At 72.5% G+C, this 16,775-nt stretch carries 13 protein-coding genes; 2 read left to right on the forward strand and 11 right to left on the reverse strand.

Annotated features, from left to right (window positions below):
• Window positions 1–188 precede the first annotated feature (188 nt).
• Window positions 189–971 carry a DUF1206 domain-containing protein gene (locus DEJ49_RS01135; protein ID WP_150181931.1) on the forward strand — a complete coding sequence of 261 codons (783 nt, stop codon included), beginning with the start codon at window positions 189–191 and terminating at the stop codon, window positions 969–971.
• Between the two features lie 158 nt (window positions 972–1,129).
• Entirely contained in the window at window positions 1,130–1,732 is a 603-nt protein-coding gene (locus DEJ49_RS01140) for a TetR family transcriptional regulator (RefSeq protein WP_150187973.1), read from the forward strand.
• Between the two features lie 64 nt (window positions 1,733–1,796).
• Here the strand turns inward: DEJ49_RS01140 and DEJ49_RS01145 are convergent, their stop codons facing one another.
• The 11 genes from DEJ49_RS01145 to DEJ49_RS01195 form a co-directional block, all read right to left on the reverse strand.
• Window positions 1,797–2,345, reverse strand: coding sequence for a tellurite resistance TerB family protein (locus tag DEJ49_RS01145; protein ID WP_150187974.1), 549 nt, complete (start codon window positions 2,343–2,345; stop codon window positions 1,797–1,799).
• A gap of 44 nt (window positions 2,346–2,389) precedes the next feature.
• A complete protein-coding gene (gene dctA, locus DEJ49_RS01150) occupies window positions 2,390–3,787 on the reverse strand; it encodes a C4-dicarboxylate transporter DctA (RefSeq protein ID WP_150181932.1) in 1,398 nt (465 codons plus the stop codon).
• A gap of 26 nt (window positions 3,788–3,813) precedes the next feature.
• Window positions 3,814–4,869: a tartrate dehydrogenase gene (locus DEJ49_RS01155; protein WP_150181933.1), complete on the reverse strand. Its 1,056-nt coding sequence runs from the start codon at window positions 4,867–4,869 to the stop codon at window positions 3,814–3,816.
• A gap of 56 nt (window positions 4,870–4,925) precedes the next feature.
• Window positions 4,926–5,834: a LysR family transcriptional regulator gene (locus DEJ49_RS01160; protein WP_150181934.1), complete on the reverse strand. Its 909-nt coding sequence runs from the start codon at window positions 5,832–5,834 to the stop codon at window positions 4,926–4,928.
• A gap of 70 nt (window positions 5,835–5,904) precedes the next feature.
• A complete protein-coding gene (locus tag DEJ49_RS01165) occupies window positions 5,905–6,597 on the reverse strand; it encodes a PepSY domain-containing protein (RefSeq protein WP_150181935.1) in 693 nt (230 codons plus the stop codon).
• Window positions 6,598–6,672: 75 nt separating this feature from the next.
• On the reverse strand, window positions 6,673–9,021 hold the full coding sequence (gene secD, locus DEJ49_RS01170; RefSeq protein ID WP_150181936.1) for a protein translocase subunit SecD: 2,349 nt from the start codon (window positions 9,019–9,021) through the stop codon (window positions 6,673–6,675).
• Between the two features lie 140 nt (window positions 9,022–9,161).
• Entirely contained in the window at window positions 9,162–9,533 is a 372-nt protein-coding gene (locus tag DEJ49_RS01175) for a hypothetical protein (RefSeq protein ID WP_150181937.1), read from the reverse strand.
• A gap of 136 nt (window positions 9,534–9,669) precedes the next feature.
• A complete protein-coding gene (locus tag DEJ49_RS01180; RefSeq protein ID WP_150181938.1) occupies window positions 9,670–10,725 on the reverse strand; it encodes a LacI family DNA-binding transcriptional regulator in 1,056 nt (351 codons plus the stop codon).
• Between the two features lie 92 nt (window positions 10,726–10,817).
• Window positions 10,818–11,690 carry an ROK family protein gene (locus DEJ49_RS01185; RefSeq protein WP_150181939.1) on the reverse strand — a complete coding sequence of 291 codons (873 nt, stop codon included), beginning with the start codon at window positions 11,688–11,690 and terminating at the stop codon, window positions 10,818–10,820.
• Window positions 11,687–13,450 carry a class I mannose-6-phosphate isomerase gene (locus tag DEJ49_RS01190; RefSeq protein ID WP_223832677.1) on the reverse strand — a complete coding sequence of 588 codons (1,764 nt, stop codon included), beginning with the start codon at window positions 13,448–13,450 and terminating at the stop codon, window positions 11,687–11,689. The genes DEJ49_RS01185 and DEJ49_RS01190 overlap by 4 nt, the downstream gene beginning before the upstream one ends.
• Window positions 13,451–13,537: 87 nt before the next feature.
• Window positions 13,538–16,762 (reverse strand): glycoside hydrolase family 38 C-terminal domain-containing protein, encoded by a 3,225-nt coding sequence (locus DEJ49_RS01195; protein WP_150181940.1) that lies wholly within the window; start codon window positions 16,760–16,762, stop codon window positions 13,538–13,540.
• Window positions 16,763–16,775 lie beyond the last annotated feature (13 nt).

Consider the following 16,775-nt stretch of genomic DNA (forward strand, 5'->3'; position numbering starts at 1 on the left):
CCGGGCCGCGCGTCCGGGCAGCCCGGCCGAGCCCCACGTCCGGGGCTCACAGAGGTCGGCATGAGGCAGGGCGCCGGGGGCATCCGGTAGCCATGCATCTCCCATCCATGCGCCTCCCTTCCGTGCGTCTCACGTCGGCCACCGTGCGCGGCAAGGGCAAAGCAAGGCGCGCAGCCAAGGGACGAGGCGTGGCCGCGGTGGCACGCGCCGGTTTCGTCGGACGTGGCGTCCTGTACCTTCTCGTCGGCGCGCTGGCCCTGCGCATCGCCTTCTCCGACGGCGGTGACGGCCGCCAGGCGGACCGGGGCGGCGCCCTCGCCGAGATCGCGGAGCGTCCCCTCGGGCACGTCATGCTGTGGCTGCTCGGCGGCGCCCTGGCGGGCATGGCGCTGTGGCGGCTCTCCGAGGTCTTCTTCGGGCAGGCCGGGCCGGACGGGAACACCGCGGGCAAGCGGGCCATCGCGGGCGCTCGCTGCCTCTTCTACAGCTTCGTGACGTACTCCGTCATCGCCTACGCCGCGGGCGACCAGGGCAGCGGCAGCGGATCGAGCGACAAGCAGACCCAGGACGCGACGGCGAAGGTGCTCGACTGGCCCGCCGGACAGTGGATCGTCGCCGCAGCGGGCGCCGGCGTGCTCGTGGCGGGCGTCTGGATCGCGGGCCGCGCCCTGCTCCGCAAGTTCCGCGACAAGCTGCGCGTCTCCGAGATGTCGCGGCGGATGCGCCAGGCGACCGATGTCCTCGGCGTCACCGGCGGGACCGCACGCGGCGTGGTGTTCGGCGTCGCCGGCGGCTTCGCCATCACCGCGGCGCTCCGGCACAAGCCGGGCCAGGCCAAGGGCATGGACAACACGCTGCGCTCCTTCGCCGACACCGGCGTGGGGCCCTGGCTGCTCGCACTGATCGCCGTCGGCCTCGTGGCCTTCGGACTCTTCTCGTTCGCCAGCGCACGCTGGCGCAAGTTCCGCTAGGGCGCACCGGCGCCAGTTCTGGTGTACCCACCCCGGTCTGCCCGGCAGGGCGGCATTCCTCGCCATGTGCGGCATGGAATGCCGCCCTGCCTCTGAGTGACAAAAGGGGCATGCGGGCGCCCGACATGTACGATGACTCGGTGACTTCCCATCCCCGAATGAGCCTCGCCGAGCGCAAGCGCCGCCTCGTCTCGGACGAACTGACCGAGTCCGCGCTGCAATTGCTGGCGCTGAAGGGGTACGACGCGGTCACCATCGATGAGATCGTGGCCACCGCCGGAGTCTCCCGGCGCACGTTCTTCCGGTACTTCGCGTCCAAGGAGGACGTGGTCGTCCAGTTCCTGGCCGACATGGGCACCGGAATGCGCGCCGAGCTGGCGGACCGTCCCGCCGGCGAATCCCACGCGGAAGCGCTGCGGAACGCCGTGAAGGTCCCCCTCGCCATCTGTTCCGACCGCTCCGACCACTCCGAGCGCGCGCTGAGCGTCGTCCAGCTGATCCTGCGGACGCCCGCCCTGCTGGCCCGCTTCCTGGAGCGGCAGGCTCAGTGGCGCGACGACCTGACGGAGGAGATGGGCCGCCGGACGGGGCTCGACCCCGAGGCCGAGCTGTACCCGCGGCTGGCCGCCGGGATGGCCCTCACCGCGTTCGACGCCGTGCTGCGGCGGTGGAGCGGCAGCGACGGCGCCGAGGACCCGGCAGGACTCCTCGACCGGGCCTTCGACGTGATCGGCCCGGCCCTGGACACCGTGCCGTCGTAACCGTGCCGGCGTAAGAGCCTGTCCTCGACCCCGCCCGCCGCGGTCCCCTACCGGTCCTGACCGGTCAGAGTCCGAACTCCTGCGGGGACACGTTCAGCGCCACGCACGCCTCGCGAAGGACCTGCTCCTCCGCCGGTGCGATGTACCCGTCCGCGCCGGCGACGACGAAGCCGGTCTGCACGACCGCCTTGGCCTCCATCGGCTTCTTCGCCGCCTTGGCGATCTCCTGCATCGCCTCGGTCTTGCCCTGCTGGAAGTTGAGCGACAGCTGGTCCACGTGCTTGTTGAACCGCTGCCGCAGCTGGTCCGGCGGGAAGTTCTGCAGCACGTCGTTCTGCACGATCAGCGACTCCACGTGCTGGCGCTCGGCCGGGTCGACCGAGCCGTCGGCCGCCGCGACAAGGGCGCACATGGCCATGCTCGCGTCGCGGTAGGCACCGCTCTTGAGCTCCGTCTTGAGGGAGGCCAGCTGGGACTTGAGCACGCCCACGAGCTGAGCCTTCGATCCCCCGCCGGAGCCCGAACCCGGTCGTCCGTGGCCGCCGGAGCCGCGCGCCCCCTGCGACTGCTGCAGACCCTTGGCCTGGTCCTTGATCCGGTCCCACATCGCCATCCGTGCCACCTCGACTGCTTCGCTCGTCCACGCGCTTGTGCGCGTCACTCCGCCAACGCCTTCCCCGCCGTCGAAGTTCCGTGCCCGACCGACTCGTTCGAGGGCTCCTTCGGGGGCTCGATGGAGGGCTCGGTCGATGGCCCGGTCGTGAGCTCGGTCGACGGCTCGGGACGTCCGCTCCGCAGGACCCTGTTGACGCGTGCCGTGTCGAGAACGCCCTCCCAGCGGGCGACGACGAGGGTGGCGACGCTGTTCCCCGCGAGGTTCGTCAGGGCCCGGCACTCGGACATGAACTTGTCGATGCCGAAGATGAGCATGATGCCCGCTGCGGGCACGGTGCCGACGGTGGACAGCGTGGCGGCCAGGGCGATGAATCCGGCGCCCGTGACGCCCCCGGACCCCTTCGACGTCAGGATCATGACGGCGAGCAGGCCGAGCTGCTGGCCGAGGGTGAGCGGGGTGTCGGTGGCCTGGGCGATGTAGACCGCCGCCAGGGAGAGGTAGATGGAGCTGCCGTCGAGGTTGAAGGAGTACCCGGTCGGCACGGTCAGGCCGACGATGTCCCTGCGCACGCCGAGTCCTTCGAGCTTGCCCATCAGCCTCGGCAGCACGCTCTCCGACGACGACGTGCCGAGGACGATGAGGAACTCCTCGCGCAGATGGTGCAGGAGCCGGAGGATGTTGATCCGCAGCAGGGCGAGAACGCCGCCCAGGACGACCACGACGAAGAACAGTGACGTGCCGTAGAACAGGCCGATCAGCCTGCCGAGGCTGGTGAGCGTGGAGACGCCGTACTTGCCGATGGTGTAGGCCATGGCGCCGAACGCGCCGACGGGGGCGGCGAGCATCACGTAGTGGAGGATCTTGAAGACGACCGCGCTCAGCCGGTTGACGCCATCGACCAGGGGCGCGCCGACGGGACCGACCGCCTTCAGCGCCACCCCGAACAGGACGGCGAAGAAGATGACTTGAAGGATGTTCCCCTCGGCGAACGCCCCGACCGCGCTGGACGGCACGATGTCGGTGAGGAAGTGCCACCAGCTCTGGGCCTCGCCGTCCTTCACGTACTGCGCGGCGTCGCCGGAGAGCCGCAGGTCGCCGGGGTGGGCGTGGACGCCGGCGCCGGGCCGGAAGAGGTTGACGGCGAGCAGTCCGACGGCGAGCGCGGCGAGGGTTCCGGCCTGGAAGTAGAGCAGGGATTTCAGGCCCACCCTGCCGACCCGGCGCAGGCTGTCGACACCGCCGATGCCCGCGACGATCGTCAGGAAGACGATCGGGGTGATCAGCATCTTGATCGCCGAGACGAACGTGGTGCCGACCGGTTCCAGGGCGACGCCCGCGGAGGGCCGGAGCCAGCCCGTCAGGATGCCGGCGACGATCGCGGTCAGGACCCAGAAGTACAGCTGGCGGTACCAAGGGGCGGGGTGTGCGGTTGCTGCCATGGCGTGACTCCTCGGCGGGGAACGTGTCAGAGCAGTTCGAGGAGCTTCTCGGTGAACTCGGCGGTCGTGCTGTCGCCGCCGAGGTCCGGGGTGCGCACGTCGGTCTTGGCCAGCACCGCGGCGATGGCCGCCGTGATCTCTTCGGCCGCCGCGCGGTGTCCGAGGTGGTCGAGCATCATCGCCGCCGACCAGATGGCGCCGAGGGGGTTGGCGATGCCGCGGCCCGCGATGTCCGGCGCGGAGCCGTGGACCGGCTCGAACATCGAGGGGAACTCGCGCTCCGGATTGAGGTTGGCGGCCGGGGCGATCCCGATGGAACCGGCCACGGCGGCGGCCAGGTCGCTGAGGATGTCACCGAAGAGGTTGGAGGCGACCACGACGTCGAAGCGGGCCGGGTCGAGGACGAACTTCGCGGCCAGCGCGTCGATGTGCTCCTGGTCCCACACCACCGTCGGATGCTCCGCGCCCCGCTCGGCGACCAGCTCGTCCCAGAACGGCATGGTGTGCACGATGCCGTTCGACTTGGTGGCCGAGGTGAGCCTGCCGCCCCGCCGCGCGGCCAAGCGGAAGGCGTGGTCAAGGACGCGGGTGACTCCCGCGCGCGTGAAGACGGCTTCCTGGACGGCCATCTCCTCCGGGAAACCGCGGTTCAGCCGTCCGCCGATCTCGCTGTACTCGCCCTCGACGTTCTCGCGTACGACGACGAAGTCGACCTCCCCCGGAGTGGCGGCCCACAACGGGCTCTCGACCCCTTCGAAGACGCGGATCGGCCGCACGTTGACGTACTGGCGGAAGCCCCGCCTGATCGGGATCAGCAGCCCCCACAGCGAGACGTGGTCGGGCACACCCGGATAGCCGACCGCGCCGAGCAGGATGGCGTCCTTGTCGCGCAGCTGGTCGAGCCCGTCCTCGGGCATCATGGCGCCCTCGCGGACGTAGCGCTCGCACGACCAGTCGTACGTCGTGTACGAGCAGGTGAAGCCGTGGCGGGTGCCGACCGCGTCGACGACCCGCTGTGCGGGAGGCAGCACTTCGGCCCCGATGCCGTCGCCGGGGATGAGTGCGATGTGGTGGTGGGTCATGCCCCGATTGCAGCAACGGGAGTGTTCGAGCGTCCAAGACGCTCTGCCGATCTGCCTTATAGGGCTCGCCTATATGCACGCGTCTCCGTGGACTCCGCCAGCGCGCACGTGAGGAACGTCCGCGCCGCGGGCGACTGCTCGGCCCTGCGACTCACCAGCGCGATCCGCAGCGTCGTCCGCGGCTCGATGTCCAGGACCAGCGCACCGGCCCGCTCGGCGGTCGTGCGCCAGGACTCGGTGACGACGGCGAGGCCCACCCCGGCGAGCACCAGCGGCAGGATCGCCACGCGGTGCTCGGTCTCCGCCGCGATGGCGAAGTCGATGCCACGCTCGCGGAGCCCGTCGACGTACGCGCGCATGCCGGTGCCCCGCTGCCCGACGATCAGCCGCCGCCCCGCGAGCTCCTCGCGGGCCACCGGACGGCCCGCGGGGAAGGGCCCGTCGGGCGGGGTGACCAGGACGAACCGCTGCTCGCCCACGTCATGGGAGAGCACTTCCTTGTCGGCGACGGGGCCGGACGTCGCGAGGAGGCCCAGTTCGGCGGCGCCGGTGCGGACCATGTCGACGACGTCGCGCGAGGTGAACGCCGCCCGGATGTGCACGGACACGCCGGGGTAGCGGCCGGTGAAGCCGCGGACCATCGTGGTGAGCGGCTCCACCGCCTGGGAGGGCATGGCGGCGATGTCGAGCCGCCCCTCGCGCAGTTCGTGCACCGCGGCGACGCTGGCGCGGGCCGTCTCCAGGCTGCGCACGGCCGCGCGGGCGGGTTCGATCAGCGCCGTGCCCGCCTCGGTGAGCACGGCGCGACGCCCGATGCGGTGGAACAGGCTGCTGCCCAGGTCCCGTTCCAGCGCACGAACCGCCTGGGACAGCGACGGCTGGGAGAGGTAGAGGGCCGACGCCGCCCGGTTGAAGCCGCCGTGGTCGACGATCGCGAGGAAGTACTCGAGCTGACGAACATCCATGCGCCCATCCTCGCGCCGGCGGCACCGCCGCACGGCCATCAGGTCCGCCGGGCGCGAGGGCGGTCGGGAGTCAGTCCCGGTCGACGTGCTCCCGGACGATCTTGCGGTTGGTCGCGTCGATGTCGTACGTCGTCTTGTTCCAGTCGTCGGTCGTGACGACGTCGACGGACCACCGCACCATGTCGCCCTTGTCGGAGTCGTCGAGCTCCACCGAGGTGACGGTGCCCTTCTTCTTGTCCGTGGCGGTCTGCGCGGCCTGCTGCGCGGTGACGGTCGCCTTCTTCAGCCGGTCCGCGAGCTCGCGCTTGTCGTCCTGGTCCTGGTCCTTGTCGGCCCGCGCCTGCCCGGCCTTGCCGGTGACCGCGTCGACGTCGACGTCGTGGGCGGCGCCGTCCGCGGTCGCCACCTCGGTCTCCCAGACCGGCTTGTCCGGCGTGCCCTTGAGCTCGATGGAGACCGGCTTCGCCTTGTCGACCGTCGCCACCGCCGCGTCCAGCGCCTTGTCGTAGCCGACCTTGGCCTTCGGGACGAGCTCCTTGCGCTCCCGCTGGTCGTCCGTGAGGTTGCCCCCGTCGGACGACGGGGAGGTCGAGGGCGACGCCGCCCGTCCGGCGGTGGAGGTGTCGGTCTTGGTGTCGCCGTCGTCGTTGCCGCAGCCGGTGAGCAGTGCTCCGGCCGCGGCAGCGACGCAGATCAGGCCCGTGCCCCGGGTGAGCGTGGGGCGGCCGCGCCTGGCGGCGGATGCATTTCGTTTTGTGACCATATGGGTACGTTAAGCGACCCGCCCGTTCCTCACCTGTGGAGACGGGACACGTACCCCGGTCGTGTACGAAACGCCTCAGACGACGGCTCCGGTCCCCCGCTCCTTCCTCCTGCGCGCCTCCAGGGGGCTGTACCCGTCGGGTACGTCGCGCGCGCCACCCGTGCCGCCCGATCGGCCCGGCCGTGCGGGCGGCGGCGCCGGGTTGCGGCGTTCGAGCGCGACGGCGATCGGGACGGCCGTGAAGACGGTCGATGCCATGCCGACCAGGACCCCGGCGATCAGCGCCAGCGAGAAGTCCGCGAGGGAGTCGCCGCCGAGCACGGCGAGTGCGGTCAGGATGAAGAGCGCGCCCATGCCGGTGTTCACGGTGCGCGGCAGCGTCTGCACGACGGCCTGGTTGGCGGTGGCCTCCAGGTCGCCGCGCGGATCGCGGCGGCGCACCTCGCGCACGCGATCGAAGACGACCACCGTGTCGTTGACCGAGTAGCCGATGACGGTGAGCAGGGCGGCGAGGAAGACGCTGTCGACGGGCTTGCCGAGCCAGGCGAACAGGCCCACCACCAGCAGCAGGTCGTGGACCATCGCCGAGACGGCCGCCACCGCGAGCGTCCAGCGGAACCGCACGCTCAGGTAGATCAGCTGGGCGGCGACGGCGATGCCGAGGGCGATGAGCGCCTTCTGGCGCAGTTCGTCGCCGAGGCTCGGCCCGATCATCTCGTCGCGCTCGACGGTGACCGTGCCGCCGGGCTCCGCCAGGGCCTCCTTGACGCGCTGCTGTTCGGCGTCGGTGAGGCGTTCCGTGCGGACGGAGATGTCGCCGTCCCCTGACTCCTGCACCACCGCGCGCGGGAAGCCCGCGTCGGACACGGCGCCGCGGGCGGTGTCGGCGTCGACGGGCCTGCTGGTGCTGTACTCGACGAGGCGGCCGCCGGTGAACTCGACGCCGAACTCCAGGCCGCGCAGCGCGATGCCCGCGACCGCGACGACGATCAGGAGGCCGCTCGCGCCGAGCCAGCGGCGCCGGTGGCGCACCAGGTTCGGCTTGCGCCGGGCCAGCCAGGTGCGGACGCGTCCCGTGGCGGCGATGCCCGTCAGACCGGGCCGTTTGCGCACGAACTCGCGGCGCACGGCGAAGTCGGCGAGCACACGCGTGATGACGAGCGCGGTGACCATCGACGCGAGGACGCCGATGGACAGGGTGACGCCGAAGCCCTTGACCGGTCCGGTGGCGAAGAAGAACAGCAGCCCCGCGGCGAGCAGCGTCGTCACGTTCGAGTCGACGACCGCGCTCCACGCCTTCGCGAAGCCCGTGCGCACGGGTTTGGCGAGGTCGGCGGAGCGGACTCCGAGGTACTCCTCCCGTGCGCGTTCGAAGACGAGCACGTTGGCGTCGACGGCCATGCCGATGGCCAGCACGAACCCGGCGAGCCCCGGCAGGGTGAGCGTCGCGCCGAGTGCGACGAGGGCGGCGTACGAGATGAGGCCGTACAGCGCGAGGGCGAGGGCGGCGAGCGCGCCCATGAGCCGGTAGACGACGGTGATGAACAGGGCGGTCAGGGCGATGCCGATGACGGCGGCCGTGGCGCTCGCCTCGATGGCGTCGGCGCCGAGCGTCGCGCCGACGGTGCGCTGCTCGACGACGTCGACGGGGACCGGCAGCGCGCCGCCCTTGACGAGTGCGGCGAGGTCGCGGGCCTCGGACTGGCTGAAGTCGCCGGTGATCTGGGTGGTGCCGCCGGTGATGCCGGTCCTGCACGGCACGCTCGGGTTGACGCCCGGAGCCGAGATGATCTTGTCGTCGAGGGTGATGGCGACGCGCCGCTCGGGGGCGTTCTGCGGTGCGCAGGCCGCCTCGCCCGTGATCCTCGCCCAGGTGTCGCCCGCGTCCTTGCGGAAGTCGAGGGTGACGAGCCACCCGGCGAGGGACTGCTGGTCGAGCGTGGCCTGGGCGTCCTTGACTCCCTGGCCGGTGAGCGCGGTGGGGCCGAGTGTCAGGTAGGCACCCTTACGGTCGGGGTCGGGCAGGGTACGTGATCCGTCGGCTGCGGGCTTGGCCGTGCCCTTCTCGGTGGACTCCCCCGTGACGGGGTGGACGGTCAGCTGGGCGGTGCGGCCGATGACCTCGGCCGCCTTGCGCGGGTCCTGTACTCCGGGGAGTTCGACGATGATGCGCTTCTCGCCGGAGCGTGCGATGCCGGGTTCGGCGACGCCGAGTGCGTCGACGCGCTGCCTGAGGACTTCCAGGGCGCGGTCGGTGGACTCGGCGTCCGCCTTGGTGGTGGGTGAGTCCTTGGTCTCCAGGACGATCTGTGTGCCGCCGCGCAGGTCGAGGCCGAGGCGGGCGGACTGGGTGAGGGCGATGTAGAGCGACAGGGCGACGGCCGCGAGCGCGACGATCGCCCGCCACAAGGGCGCGCGGGACATGGGTTCTCCACGATGAGGGCCACGATGAGGGCAGGACGGAAGGACGCGTGACGGGGCGTCGCGAACGCGGTGCTGTGCGTACGAGCGCGCGTGCGTGCGCGCATGCGTGCCGGGTCAGGCGTCGGAGTGGGTCTGCGTGCTCATCGCCGGGGCGGGCCGCGCGGGGCGGCTTGTGCCCCGGCCTGTCGCGGAGTGGCCGGAACGGCCCGGAGGCGGACGTCGGGTCCGCCGAGGGCGCGGTGCGGCGCCGTGTCGACCGCCGTGCGCGGTGGTCCTATCGGCTGCGGCCCCGGGAGGTGGGCGTCGAGCCGGTGCGTGACGGTGACGTGGAGCGCCGGTATGTCATGGGGCGCGGTCTGCTTCTCCGCGTGCGCCACGACGGTGTGCCGGGCGAGCGGCCCGTCGGCCGGTGTCCCGTACGCCGCCGCGGAGGGGACGAACAGGGCGAGGACGGTGACGAGGAGGGATACGGCGGATGAGGCGAGGCGCGCGGAACGGCTCGGCTGCGACACGCGTGCCCCCGTCCCCTCGACTCTGCCCGTCGGTTCTTCCCGTCGGCTTTCCTCGGTCCTTCCGGGTGCACACGGTGCTGCCCCGCCCTGCTCAACGTACGGGTCACCGCCAATCGTTCCGCTCCCGTGCGGAGACTCACCTGCCGTACTCCACCAGGCTGGTCGGCACCACGATCTGACGTGGTTCGGTGGGCGCGGCCGGGTCGTGCAGCCGGTCGGCGAGGAGCCGGCCCGCCGCGCGCCCGAGTTCGTCGCTGTCGTACGCCACGAGGGTGAGGGGCAGGCCGAGCGCGTCGGCGAGTTCGAAGTCGTCGAACCCGGCGAGGGCGACACCTGCACCGCCACCACTCCCCGCACCCGCGTCCCGTATCGCCCGGAACGCCCCTATCGTGTTGCGGTTGTTGGAACAGAACAGTGCGGTCGGGGGCTCGGGCAGGGCGAGGAGTTCGGCGGCGGCGCGCGTGGCCTGCCGCGGTTCGGTCTGCCCCTGGCGTACGAGGCGTGCGTCGACGGCGAGTCCTGCCTCGGCGAGGGCCGCCGCGTACCCGCGGAGCCGTTCGGTGCCGGTGTGGACGGCGGGCGGCGAGCCGAGGAAGCCGATGCGGCGGTGACCCCGCTCCAGGAGGCGGGCCGTGGCGGCGCGGGCGCCGCCGAAGTCGTCGACCAGGACGCAGTCCGCCGCGAAGCCCTCGGGCGGGCGGCTGGCGAGGACGACGGGCACGCCGTCGGCCACGGCCGTGGCGAGGTGCCGCTGGTCGGCGCCCGCGGGCACGGCGATGATCCCGTCGACACGGCGGGCCACCAGGTCGGCGACGAGTTCCCGCTCGGCGTCGAGGTCCTGGCCGGTGTTGCCGATGACGGTCTTCAGGCGGTGCTCACCTACCACGGAGTCGACGCCGAGCGCGAGGCGTGAGTAGAAGGGGTTGGCGAGGTTGGTCACGACGAGCCCGACGAGCCCGGTGCCGCGGCCGAGCCGGAGGCTGCGGGCGACCTCGTTGGGCCGGTACCCGAGCGCGTCGGCGGCGGCCCGAACTCGCGCGCGGGTGGTCGGCAGAACCCGCGGATCGTCCCGCAGCACCCGCGACGCCGTCATGGCACTGACCCCGGCCCGCTCGGCGACGTCCCGGAGGGTGGGCTGCCCGCGATGCGCGTCGCGCGGAGCGCGGGCACGGCCGTCGTGCGGTGCGGGCATGGTGCGGGTCCTTCCGGTTCGTCCGGTGTGCGGTTCCGGCGCGGCGGGGCCGGGACCGTGCGGCGAGGGGGCGGGCTGGTGGTGACCGGCCCTCAGCGCACCGTCGCCGCGTGTGCCGCCGCTCCGACCAGGGCCGCGTCCTCGCCGAGGGCCGCGGGGCGGAGCGTGACCGGAGTATCTCTCAGGCCGGCGCGGAGTGCGGGGCGCAGGAGGTCCCATGACGTCGACATCGCGCCGCCGACGACGAGCACGGTCGCCCCGAAGTCGCGCAGGTGCGGGGCGAGTACCGCGCCGAGGGTCGTGAACGCCTCGTCGAGGACGCGTCGTGCTCGCCGGTCCCCGGCCCGCGCCCGGTCCGCGATGTCGCTCACGTCCAGGTCGGGGTCGACGGGTGCGTCCGCGCCACCGTAGTGGGCCAGGATCGCGCGGCGCGACACTGTTTCCTCCAGAGGTCCGCCGCCCGTCTCCACGAGGTCGATGCGGCCCTGCGGGGGTATGCCGGGGCCCTCGTGCCGGGCGCGGCCCGCCACCAGGAAGGCCGAGCCCACGCCCGTGCCGAGGGTGATGCCCGCGCAGCGTTCGTGGCCGCGCGCCGCGCCCGAGCGCCACTCGCCCAGGAGGAAGGCGTGCGCGTCGTTGAGGAAGACCGCGTGGGCGGGGCGCGGCCACACCGCGTCGAGCAGGACCGCGCGTACGTCGACGCCGTACAGGTCGTCGAACTTCCCGACACCGGCGAAGCGGGCGATGCCCTTGTCGTGGTCGAAGGGGCCGGGGACCGCGACGCCCCACACCTCCCCGGCGGGCGCGTCCAGTTCCCCGGCGCAGCGCACCAGCGCGCCGAGGACGTGTTCGGCCGAGCCACGCGCGCGTACCGTCTCACGCACCCTGCGCAGCACGGTCGCCGTTCCGGGGTCCGCGAGCGCCGCGGTGACGTGTGTGCCGCCGAGTTCCAGGACGGGTCTCATATGGTTCCCCGGGAGCCGGTTCCCCGCGAGCCGGTTCCTCGCGAGCCGGTCCGCCCGCCCCGCTCCGCGCGGACCAGCGCCTTGACGACCTTCACCGGGGACTCGCCGATCGCGGCCAGGCGGTAGGGCCCGACCGCCGCGGGCACCGTCAGCGTCTCCGAGCGGTACAGCATGTGCCGCTCCCCCGCCGCCGTGTGCAGCGCGACGCCTTCGCCCTCCACCACGTTGAGGACGTGGAAGCGGTCGGCCGTGTCGTCGTCGGCTTCGGCGCCCACGTCGAGGGCGTGCCGCCGCACCTCGAAGAACATCTCGTCCAGCGCGCCCAGGAGTTCCTCGCGCCGGCCCGGGCCCTCACGCAGGACGCGCGGTTCCTGGACCAGGTCCTGTGCGACGGCGTCGCCGCGGCGGACGGTCTCCAGGTTGGCGAGACCGTGCTCGTACGGGAGTTGCCGGGGTCGGCCGTCGGCGTCGGGGCGCAGCCAGTCGTAGAAGCGCAGGGAGTAGAGGTACGGCGTGGCGCTGATCTCCAGGACGACGTTCCCCGCGCCGGAGGCGTGCGGCGTGCCCGCCGGGATCAGGAAGAGCCGGCCCTGTTCGGCGGGGAACGTCATGACGTGGTCCTCGGGGTCCATCGGCACCCCGTCGTGCGCGGCTTCCTCGATCTCCTTGCGGAAGAGGTCGAGGTCGACGTCCTCGCGCAGGCCGAGGAAGACGCGGGTGTCCGGGCCGCCGACGGCCATGTAGTACGTCTCGTGCTGGGTGTAGGACCAGCCGAACCGCTCCTTCATGTACCGCGCCTTGGGGTGGCAGTGCACGGACAGGTTGCCGCCGCCCAGCGTGTCGAGGTAGTCGAAGCGGATCGGGAAGGAGGTGCCGAAACGGGCGGCCACCGGCGGACCGAGCATCGCCTCGGGGTGCAGGACACACAGCAATTGGAAGGGTACTTCGGCCTGTTGACCGGCGTGCGTGCCGATGAGGACGCCCGCCTCGGGAGCGATGAGTTCGTAGCCGAGCGCGGTGTTGCGTGTGGTGGGGTCGAAGCCGAGGCGGTCCTGGGCCCAGTGCCCGCCCCAGGGCGTCGAGTTGAAGTAGGGCCGGGTGCGCACGGGCCGGCGGGCGAGGCCGGAGAGAGTGGCGCGGAGACCGGTGCCGTCGATGTACGTGGGGCGTTGCGGGTCCTGCACGTCGAGCCATGCGTCGAGGCGGGGCGCGAGGGCGTCCCGGTGGCGGTCGAGGATGGGCCAGTCGATGTAGAAGAGCCGTCGCAGGGTTCCCGGGTCGTCCGGAAGTCCCAGGTTGCGGCCGGTGCCGGTGGCGACGGCCGCCTCCGCGTGCCGTTTGGGCAGGTCGGCGTACCAGAGCAGGTCGTGCGGGAGGAGCGAGGCGCCGGGACCGTGGACGAGGAGCACGTCGCGGCCCTTCGGCGGCCGGGGCCGGGGAAGGTCGTCGAAGAGGTCGCGCAGAACCCCTTGCGCGAGCTTGGCGTAGTAGGGGTCTTCGGTGTCCGCCGCGGATTCGGTGCGGCGGCGCACCTCGGCGGGCGGGGCGTGGTGGGCGCGCAGGTCGAGGGTGCGCACGGCGGTGCCGCGTGCGGTCAGCTCGTCGGTGAGCCGTGCGGCGAGGTCGTCCCAGGCGGCGGTCGGCGGGCCGTCCACGGCGACGGTGGCGGGGCCCGTGGGCAGGCGCGCGGCGACGGCCTGCCAGCCGGTGGCGAGGACGGCCCCGGGCGCGGGCGGGTAGCGCGGGTCGAGCCGGTACACACGTTCTCCTTCGTGCGGACAGGACATGCGGATTGCGGGCAACGCTCGGGCGGGTTCCGGGTTCCCGGGTTCCCGGGTTCCCGGGAGTCAGGGACGTACGAAGAGCACCGCCGTCGTGCCGAGCGTCGGCACGTCGAGGGTCGTCTCGCCGTCCGCGTGGGGCAGCCGGTCGGACGCGGTGCCGAGGTAGTCCGCCCGGTGCGCGGCGGCGACCGGGAAGCGGGTGCGGATACGGCAGGTCAGGGGCTGTTCCGCGAACGACTGGAGGCGCAGCAGGACGCGGCCGGGGCGCGGTGTCGTGGCGCCGACGAGCCGGACGCGCGGGTCGTCGATGTCGACGAAGGAGTGGGCGTCGGGCAGGTCCGGCGCGCCGTCCGAGCTCCCCCGGGCTCGGACGGCGCGCATCGGGCGGCTCCAGGCGGCGGCCGTCTGTGGCCCGAGGCCGCCGGCACCGGAACCGCTGGTACAGGAGCCGTCGGCACCGGAACCGCTTGCCAGGCTGTAGCGGTAGGTGAATGCGAAGCCCTGCTCGGCGGGGAAGTTGGTGTCCCACAGGTTGTTGTGGATCCAGGAGAAGACGGTGGCGGGCTCGTCGTGGCCCATGGTCTTCGGGAACGGCGCGTAGGGCAGGGCGATGTTGCCGAACTGGACGAGTGGCGCGTCCTGCGTCGACCAGGCCACCGTCAGCTCGTCGTCGCCGAGTGTCACCCAGCGCCGCACCGCCCGCATGTGCAGCGCGGAGCCGGGCACGACGGGCAGCCCGGTGCCCGTGACGCCGCCCGACGCCTCCATGCGGACGACCGGATCGTTGAAAGCGAAGGGGAACGCGAAATAGGCGCTCTCCTTGCCGAGTCGGGCGTCCTTGTCCAGGCGGTTCTCGATGTCGAGGCGGGGCACGCCGTGCCGGAGCGTGAGCGTGGTGCGCAGCCGGTTGGCGCCCGCCGGGCGGGTCTCGTAGGTGAGCGATTCCGCGGTGGGCGTGGAGCGGCGGGCGATGAGCGCGGCGGGCGGCGGGACGGCACGGGCGCCGAGGTGTTCGAGGCGGTCGGACGCGGTGGTGCGGCTGGAGTTGTGATTGAAGGCGCCCGCGGTGGTGTAGCTGTCGTGGAGGTAGCCGTTGAAGCCGGTGATGGCGTCCTGGCGGACGAGTTCGCGGCCGGTCCTCCTGTCGGTGATGGAGGCGACGCAGGCGTGCGCGAGGTCGACGCGGACCGTGAAGTACTCGTTCTCCAGGAGGGTGGGGTCGGGGTGCGCGTGCGCTTCGGCCGCGGTGTCCGCGGGGTCCTCGCGTTCGGTGCCGCCGGTCGGGTTCCAGCCGGTGGCGGTCTTCACCGTCGAGCTCCGCCGTTCTTCAAGGGACTCGTGGGACTCGTGAGGCTCGTCGGGCACGGCGATGACGTCGAGGCGCACCGTCCCCGCGGGCGGCACGTCGTCGAGGCGGACGAGAAGGAAACGGCCCGCGTCGCGGTGGTCGTCGTTGGTCTGCGGCTGCTCCTCGTAGGGGAGGCGGCGTCCGTCGCGGGCGTCGCGGACGGTGACGCGCTGTTCGAGTGGCACGGTGCTTTCGGGCAGGAAGACGCGGACGACGTCGGTGCGCGGCCATGAGCAGGTGTTGACGACGTGATACGTGGCCGCCGCGTCCGGCGCCGCGGCGAGCCGCTGTCCGAGTCGGGCGCTCGCACGGGCGAGGAGCGCGTTGCCGTCGTCGTGGGCGCGCATCGCCTGCCCGTACTTCCAGTGCCACTGGTGCTCCCCGGAGTGGCCGCCCTCGTCGCCGTGGGTCCACGGGTCGCCGGCGCCCCAGGTGTGCTCGTCGAAGAGCGACACCGCCTCGTAGACCCCGGCGGCGTCCCTGCTGTCGTCCTCGGCCCCCGTGGCGCCGAGGAGGGCGGCGAACGTGCCGATGGTCTGGGCGTCGGCGACCACGGACTGGGCGGTCCTGGCCAGGGACAGCGGGCGCGCCCCCGAGCCGACCCCGTCGACCCACCAGTCGGTCCAGTCGCCCTCGAAGGTGCGGATCTCGCCGCCGAGCCTGGCCTCGGCGTCGGTGAAGAAGTCCTCGTTGCGGGAGAGCCGCAGTCGCGGGAAGGCCCAGGTGTCGTTCCAGCGGCGGACGGTGTCGGCGATGATGCGGCGGGGCGGCGCGTTGTCGCCGAACTTGCCCTGGACGCGCAGGTGGAGGACGTCCCACGGGTAGGGCTCGCGTTTGACCTCGGTGTGGTCCATGGCCCAGCCGAAGATGCCGCCGCGGTAGGGGTAGGGGTGGGTGGCGAGGGAGGTCAGGTAGGCGGGGAGCAGGTCGTCGACGTCCGCGTAGTCCGTGTCGAAGCCGAGGAGCGGGCCTTCCATGTAGGCGAGGCCGTGCGGGGTGTCGGTGACCCACACCAGGACGCTGTTGCCGCTCGGCGCGCGCCACCGGAAGAGGCGGGGCAGTTTCTCGCCGCCGACCAGGTGGGGGACGGAGCGTCCGGCCCAGTTGTGCGCCACGGACAGGTACGTGACGCCCGCAGCGGCGAGGGCGTCGACGAGTCCGACGACCGCGCCGGGCACGTCGGTCTGCATGGCGGAGGTGAAGTCGACGCCGTGTGCGTCGCGGACGGTGCGGGCGAGGCGCAGGAGTTCGTGCAGTTCGTCCGTGGAGCAGGTCTCGGTGTGCAGGTTGAACGGCAGCGCGGTCAGTTCGATGCGTCCCTCGCGGACCCGTCGTACGAACTCCTCGACCTGTTCGGCCGGACGCGCGTCGGCCCACTGCTGGAACGACCACAACGACTCGACGCACCACCGGAACTGTGACGCGGCGGGCCAGTCGTCGGTCGCGCGGGTGAGTTCCAGGCAGGAGTCGAGGAACGACAGGTGCTCGGCGAGGACCTGCCCCTGCGGGTCGGTGTAGCCGATGTCGAGGTGGGAGTGGTGGACGAGGTGGAGGGTCCAGCGGCGCTGCGGGGTCAGACGTACGTCGATGCCGTCCCGTGTGTCGGGGAGGCCGATGGTGACGCGGGCCGGTGCGTCGACGGCGGGCAGCAGCAGCCGTACGGAGCGGCCGGGCCCGGCGACGCGCTCGCAGCGCAGGGCCGCGCCGGACTCCGTACGTACGCTCAACTCCCCCGGTGGCGCGGTGCCGTTGACGGTCGCGACCCGCAGGGACTGGAGCAGCGTGCCGTCGTCGGCGTACCGCATGAGGGGTTCCTCGGTGAGCCGCAGGGCGGTGCCGTCCGCGAGCGTTCCCTCGGCGCTCACGACGTCGGCGCGCAGGCTCGCGCGGATCCGGTCGTCGTCCCAGTCGGTGGTGCGGACCAGAGCCCGTGTCGTCATGCGGATCTCTCCC

The organism is Streptomyces venezuelae (assembly GCF_008642335.1).
Lineage (GTDB): Bacteria > Actinomycetota > Actinomycetes > Streptomycetales > Streptomycetaceae > Streptomyces > Streptomyces venezuelae_F.

Bases quoted from the DNA above. Each gene is read 5' to 3' on its own strand.
- DEJ49_RS01160 (WP_150181934.1), bottom strand. From the start codon at position 5,834: ATGGATGTTCGTCAGCTCGAGTACTTCCTCGCGATCGTCGACCACGGC.
- secD (WP_150181936.1), bottom strand. From the start codon at position 9,021: ATGTCCCGCGCGCCCTTGTGGCGGGCGATCGTCGCGCTCGCGGCCGTC.
- DEJ49_RS01165 (WP_150181935.1), bottom strand. From the start codon at position 6,597: ATGGTCACAAAACGAAATGCATCCGCCGCCAGGCGCGGCCGCCCCACG.
- DEJ49_RS01140 (WP_150187973.1), top strand. From the start codon at position 1,130: ATGAGCCTCGCCGAGCGCAAGCGCCGCCTCGTCTCGGACGAACTGACC.
- dctA (WP_150181932.1), bottom strand. From the start codon at position 3,787: ATGGCAGCAACCGCACACCCCGCCCCTTGGTACCGCCAGCTGTACTTC.
- DEJ49_RS01155 (WP_150181933.1), bottom strand. From the start codon at position 4,869: ATGACCCACCACCACATCGCACTCATCCCCGGCGACGGCATCGGGGCC.
- DEJ49_RS01195 (WP_150181940.1), bottom strand. From the start codon at position 16,762: ATGACGACACGGGCTCTGGTCCGCACCACCGACTGGGACGACGACCGG.
- DEJ49_RS01180 (WP_150181938.1), bottom strand. From the start codon at position 10,725: ATGCCCGCACCGCACGACGGCCGTGCCCGCGCTCCGCGCGACGCGCAT.
- DEJ49_RS01145 (WP_150187974.1), bottom strand. From the start codon at position 2,345: ATGGCGATGTGGGACCGGATCAAGGACCAGGCCAAGGGTCTGCAGCAG.
- DEJ49_RS01185 (WP_150181939.1), bottom strand. From the start codon at position 11,690: ATGAGACCCGTCCTGGAACTCGGCGGCACACACGTCACCGCGGCGCTC.